The following is a 4241-nucleotide window of genomic DNA, read 5'->3' as shown; positions in this document are numbered from 1 at the left end:
GGTGTGTCGGTGGAGTGGGGGCGGTTGTTCGTCGGGCTCACGCCTGGGCGGGTGGAGTTGCCGACGTATGCGTTCCAGCATGAGCGATACTGGCCGTCCAATGCCGGGATCGACGTCGATGTAGCTAGCGCAGGCATGGAGCGTGCCTCTCACCCGTTGCTCGGTGGCGTCCTGTCTATGCCCGATGGTCGTGTCGTGCTGACCTCGCGGCTTTCGGTAGGTACGCAGCCGTGGCTGGCTGATCACGCTGTCAATGGGGTGGTTTTGTTCCCTGGTACGGGAATCGTGGAACTCGCGTTACGTGCCGGCGATATGGTCGGCTGCGGCCGAGTGACCGAGCTGGTCATCGAGGTACCACTGATACTGCCGGAGCGCGGCGCCATCCAGATGCAAGTTGTGCTCGATGCCCCCGCCGAGGGATCTGCCGACTCGCGGCACGTATCGATCTACGGCCGCATTGACGGCAGCAACAGTCGTTGGGTACGCCACGCGAGTGGCCTCGTTTCCGTGATCAACCTTGGCACAGAGGCTCTGCTGCAAACAACGCCGCCGGAAAGTGCGACCGAGATCGACCTGGCAGGCGTGTACGAGCGGATCGCTGCGGGCGGGTTCGTGTATGGACCGTCGTTCCAAGGTCTCACCCAGGTGTGGCGCGACGGCGAGCACGTCTACGCGGAGGTGGTGCTCCCCGCAGAGCAGTGGGGTCGCGCGTCTGAGTTTGGCATCCACCCCGCCTTGCTGGACGCCCTGCTTCATGCGACGCTGTTCGTTGACCTGATGCCAGTCGAGTTTGGTCGCCTCCCGTTCAGCTTCTCCGACGTCGTCCTGCATGCCTTTGGTGCAACCCGGGTGTGGGCGCGACTCACGGTCACGGGGCCGGACTCGCTGTCGGTTGTCGTGACCGACGCGGCGGGTGGCGCGGTCCTTTCCATTGGGTCGCTCGTCGTACGTCCGGTGACACCGCATGCGCTAACAGCTGCCGCGACCAGGACAGATGAGACGGTGCTCAGCCTCGACTTGGAAGCGTTGCCTCTCATCGCAGCTCCTCGCGTTACGCCTACTGTGGTGACGGGACCGGATAGAGCGCGCGGTGACGTACGCGAAGTCACCGGCGCTGGACTGGTCGTGCTTGCCGTGTCGTGCGCCGGTATGCCGTCCGAGGCCGCACATCGGGCGTGTGCGTGGGTGCTGGACCAACTGCAGAAGTGGCTAGCGGAACCGGGGTTCTCAGGGTCGAAGCTTGTAGTGCTGACCAGGCGTGCTGTCGACTGTGGCGACGGAGACGTGAACGCAGGTGTTTCGGCGGTGTGGGGCTTGGCTCGCTCGGCTCAAGCCGAGCATCCGGGTCGAATAGTCGTCGTCGACGTTGACGACAACCTGCCGGATGGTCTGTTGGCAGCAATCCTCGCCTCGGGTGAACCCCAGGTTATTGTCCGGGGCGGTACGCCCCACGTGCTGCGGCTCGCGCCAGTCGACGAGGGCATGGTGGTCCCGGACAACGCGCAATGGCACCTCGAAACGGTCGGTGGTGGCACCCTTGAAGGGCTGCGATTGCAGGCATGCGAGTCTGCAGATCTGGGTAAGCGGGAAGTTCGGGTTTCCGTCCACGCGGCCGGAGTGAATTTCCGGGACGTGTTGAATGCGCTCGGAATGTACCCCGTCGAGGGTGTCCCGCTGGGGGGTGAGGTCGCCGGCGTGGTGACTGAAGTGGGCGACGAGGTGACCGACCTGTGTGTCGGAGACCGGGTGATGGGCTTGGCGCAGGCCGGTTTCGGACCTGTGGTGACTACGGACCACAGATTGGTCGTCCGGATACCACGGGGCTGGTCATTCGTCGTCGCGGCGTCAGTGCCGACAGTATTCCTAACGGCGTGGTACGGCTTGGTGGACCTGGCGGGTCTGAGCTCCGGCGAGCGGGTATTGGTGCATGCCGGTGCCGGTGGTGTGGGCATGGCCGCGGTCCAGATTGCGAGACACTTCGGGGCCGAGGTGTTCGCAACCGCGAGCGAAGCAAAGTGGCCGTCGGTGTGTGACATGGGTGTCGACCCCACACACGTTGCTTCGTCCCGAACAACGGCATTCGCCGCTACATTCAGCCATATTTCAGAAGGCCGCGGCGTGAACGTGGTGCTGAACTCGCTCAGCGGCGAGTTCATCGACGCCTCATTGAACCTGCTCGCCCCTGGCGGCCGGTTCGTCGAGATGGGCAAGACCGATGTGCGGGACGCAGCCGCCATCGCGGCCGCGCACGGCGGCGCAATTTACCGGACATTCGACCTGACCGAGGCCGGACCCGATCGCGTGCGACAGATACTCACTGAATTGGTGAGCCTGTTCGAGTCCGGTGCTTTGACGCCGTTGCCCATCAAAGACTGGAACGTTCGGCAGGCGCAGGCCGCATTCCGGTACATGAGCCAGGCCAAGCATATTGGCAAGATCGTGCTTCGGATTCCCCATGGATTCGGGGATGGGGCCGTTCTCGTCACCGGGGGGACCGGTGGGTTGGGCAGTGTGCTTGCCCGGCATCTGGTTGCCGAACACGGGGTCCGCGACCTGGTTTTGGTCAGTCGTCGAGGTGCTGCGGCGCCAGGCGCGAATGAACTGGTCGCAGAACTCACCGAGTTGGGCGCGCTGGTGACCCTCGAGGCGTGCGATGTCAGCGACTTTGCGAAGGTCGAGGAGCTGGTAAGAATGACGGCGGCCCGCACCCGGCTCGCAGGAGTGGTGCATACCGCAGCGGTTGTCGACGACGGCGTGCTGTCGTCGCTGTCACCAGTCCGCCTGGGCACCGTGCTGGGCCCGAAAGCCGCCGCCGCCTGGTATCTCCACGAGGCGACCCGTGACCTGGACTTGGATGTCTTCGCCGTATTCTCGTCCCTTTCCGGGCTTCTCGGTGCTCCGGGCCAGGGTAACTACGCCGCGGCGAACGTGTTCCTTGACGCGTTGATGGCGTACCGACGCCGTCTGGGCTTGCCCGGCGTATCGATGGTGTGGGGACCGTGGACTCCAGAAGTCGGCATGACTCATGCACTGTCAGAAGCCGACATCAGCCGCATCCACCGCTCGGGCATGCCACCGTTGAGTACCGCTGCGGGCATGAGATTGTTCGATCGCGCCCTCACCGCGGACAAGCCGCTGGTTGCCCTGGCCCGTGTCGATGCTGCAGACCTGGCCGCCCAAGACAGTTTGCCGCCGATCCTTGCTGGCCTCGTTGGCCCGCGTCCCCCACGGGCGGTGGCCGCGACCGCGGCCAATACTAGCGAGCTCGCAACGCTGTCCCCGCAGCGGCGCGCAGCTCGGCTGCTTGAGTTGGTCCGTGAGCACGTCGCGGTAGTACTGGGGCATACGACCAGTGAGGCGCTCTCGCCGACGCTGGCGTTCCGCGACGCCGGATTCGACTCCCTCACTGCGGTCGAGCTTCGTAATCGTTTGCAGACCGCCACGGGGTTGACGCTCCCGGCGACGCTTACCTTCGACTATCCGAACGCGGCACGGCTGGCGGACCACCTTATCGGGTATTTCGCCGAGACTACGCAAGACGAAGGTCTGGCACTTCCGGCGCCGGTTTCGGTCGATGATGACCCGATCGTGGTGGTCGGCACCGGCTGCCGGTTCCCCGGCGGGGTAACCGGGCCTGACGAGCTATGGGACCTCGTCACCGGAGGAATTGACGGTATGACGCCGTTCCCGGGCAATCGTGGTTGGAAACTCGACGGCCTGCACGACCCAACCAGAAGCCGGACGGATACAACGATCGCTGCTGAAGGAGGGTTCGTCGCCACCGCAGATGAGTTCGACGCGGCATTCTTCGGCATCTCGCCACGTGAGGCCGTCGCCATGGATCCGCAACAGCGGCTCCTGCTGGAGGTAGCGTGGGAGGCCCTGGAGCATGCAGGCATTGATCCGGCGTCGCTCGCTGGCAGCCGCACAGGCGTGTTCATAGGTAGCTATCACTCTGCCTACAGCGACGTAATCAATCAGGCCGACGAGAAGGCCCGGGCACAAATGATGACCGGCGCCGCGCAGAGCATTGTGTCTGGCCGGGTCGCCTATGTGTTGGGCTTGGAGGGTCCCGCGGTCACGGTGGACACGGCATGCTCGTCGTCGCTGGTGGCGATGCACTGGGCAGCACAGTCCCTGAGATCAGGGGAGAGCAGCCTCGTCCTGGCCGGTGGCGTGACCGTGATGGCCACGCCGGGCACATTCGTGGAGTTCACTCGTCAGGGTGGTCTGGCCGCAGA

Annotated in this window: 1 protein-coding gene; it reads left to right on the top strand. The window is 64.7% G+C overall.

What is annotated here, in order from left to right:
* Positions 1-135: 135 nt before the first annotated feature.
* Positions 136-4241, top strand: a 4106-nt coding sequence (locus ACIP5Y_RS47915) for an SDR family NAD(P)-dependent oxidoreductase (RefSeq protein WP_400360520.1), incomplete at its 3' end; no start/stop codon positions are given.

The organism is Nocardia sp. NPDC088792 (assembly GCF_044750615.1).
Classification (GTDB): Bacteria; Actinomycetota; Actinomycetes; order Mycobacteriales; family Mycobacteriaceae; genus Nocardia.
Note: the sequence above shows the minus strand (reverse complement) of the source record. Positions and strands in the feature narration are given on the sequence as shown.